Raw genomic sequence first — 1,550 nt, 5'->3', positions numbered from 1 at the left:
GCTGCATGCCGACGGTACGGACGGGCCTCCCGACTATGTCGGGAGGATCAGCCCGGCCTTCCAGGTCATGCTGTCCGCCTTGTCGCCCGACGAGATCACGGCTGTCCTCAACGCTGGCATCAGCCACCTCCTCGAAGAACGCGCAAGGCTCAACGGCAAGGCCCTCGACTGGTTTGCCCCTAGGCGGCTCGTCAAGCACCACCCCGGCAACAGGGAAAACGACGGAGCCAAAGGGCATCAGGAAGCGAAGGCTGAACCGTGGGTTACCTCCCCGCCCCTTGAATACAGCCAGGACCACGACATCGACTGGATGATGCGCAAGGCGGACGGCACCGCGATGCTCGTGGAGGTTGAGCGTGGTCGCCCCGATCCTCCGTCTCCGCAGACGCCGCTCGGAACGAAACCTCCGCTGCCAACCCGCCCTGTGCCAGCCAGAACGATCCGTTGGGCATCAGCACCGTCACCAGCGTGAAGAGCAAAAAAGGGGCGGAGCGACCATGTGGAGTAGTTGCAAGTTGCTGCAACAATGGTGGGTAATCCAAGACAATGCAGACAACGGGCCGGAGCGGTGTCGCCCCGGCCCACCCTTGCTCTACTTGCCCTGCTCCCGCTCGCTGCGCATCTCCGCCTCGCAGCGCGGGCACTGGTCACAGCGCTCGGGCCAGCCCTCCCGGGGGACGACGACCGCGTGACTACTGCCGGGGTGCTTGCACGTCATGCACATCGGGGCACCACCTCCTTCACCCCTTCGGTGCTCTCAACGCCAGATGGACAGCAACAGCTCGCAGGGAAAACTCTCCCACCCGTCTCCAGGGCGACCGGGATAGCTTCCGCAAGCGGCAGATCCGCCGACCAGTAGGGTGCCGAGGCGTGCCCCATCTTCACCGCCACAGCCCTAACTGCCACCCCGAGGACTGCGGGGCGCACGACGCGTACGTGCGGCTCGGCTCCTGGACCGCGCCCGGCTCCCCGTACAAGCTGCTCTCCGGCTCGTTCTCCCCGGAAGCCAAGAGACACTACCGGGGCTACGTGACCGACTGGCTCAACTGGTGCGACGCGGGTCGCGACACGCTCGACCCCTACACCTGCGACCGCGCGCAGATCGCCGTGTGGATCTCCGATCGACACCAGGACTCCCCGCTCGCGACCCGCGCGGTCATGGTCTCCGCGGTCACGTCCTTCTACGGGCATCTCCTCGAGCTCGGCGTCGCTGACGGGGTGGAGAAGAGCCTCACCCGCGCCCGGCTCGCCGGTGCGCCCGTGCCCACCGACCCCCAGCGCACCGGACTGCGCGGACAGGGCCCTCGCTGGTTCATGCAGGCCGCCGACCGGCTCACCGGCCGCGACGCCCACCGCAACCGCGCCATCTGCTACCTGCTGCTCAACCAGCACTTCGGACACGAGAAGCTGCGGCCCGGCACCATCCTGCTCATGGACGTGGACAACGGGACCAACGAAGGCTTCCGCACCACCTGGCGGATTAAGCCGAAGAACGCCGATGTCTCCGCTGTCACCACAGTGACGATCAGCCGGGACGCCGCCCGGCTCCT

Annotated in this window: 3 protein-coding genes; 2 read left to right on the top strand and 1 reads right to left on the bottom strand. The window is 67.0% G+C overall.

The window, feature by feature from the left end:
• On the top strand, window positions 1–472 hold a 472-nt coding region (locus BFF76_RS33245; protein ID WP_208604904.1), incomplete at its 5' end, for a hypothetical protein.
• 120 nt (window positions 473–592) lie between these two features.
• Here the strand turns inward: BFF76_RS33245 and BFF76_RS34520 are convergent.
• On the bottom strand, window positions 593–718 hold the full coding sequence (locus tag BFF76_RS34520) for a hypothetical protein (protein WP_275935690.1): 126 nt from the start codon (window positions 716–718) through the stop codon (window positions 593–595).
• Between the two features lie 152 nt (window positions 719–870).
• Here BFF76_RS34520 and BFF76_RS30685 point away from each other — a divergent pair.
• Window positions 871–1,550: hypothetical protein (locus BFF76_RS30685; RefSeq protein WP_141695729.1), on the top strand; the 680-nt coding region annotated here is incomplete at its 3' end.

The organism is Streptomyces mutomycini, assembly GCF_001700505.1.
Taxonomy (GTDB): Bacteria; Actinomycetota; Actinomycetes; order Streptomycetales; family Streptomycetaceae; genus Streptomyces; species Streptomyces mutomycini.
The sequence above is the reverse complement of the archived record's forward strand: the minus strand, read 5'-3'. Positions and strand labels throughout refer to the sequence as shown.

Excerpts from the sequence above, each read along its gene's own strand:
- BFF76_RS34520 (WP_275935690.1), bottom strand. The coding sequence starts at position 718 with ATGACGTGCAAGCACCCCGGCAGTAGTCACGCGGTCGTCGTCCCCCGG.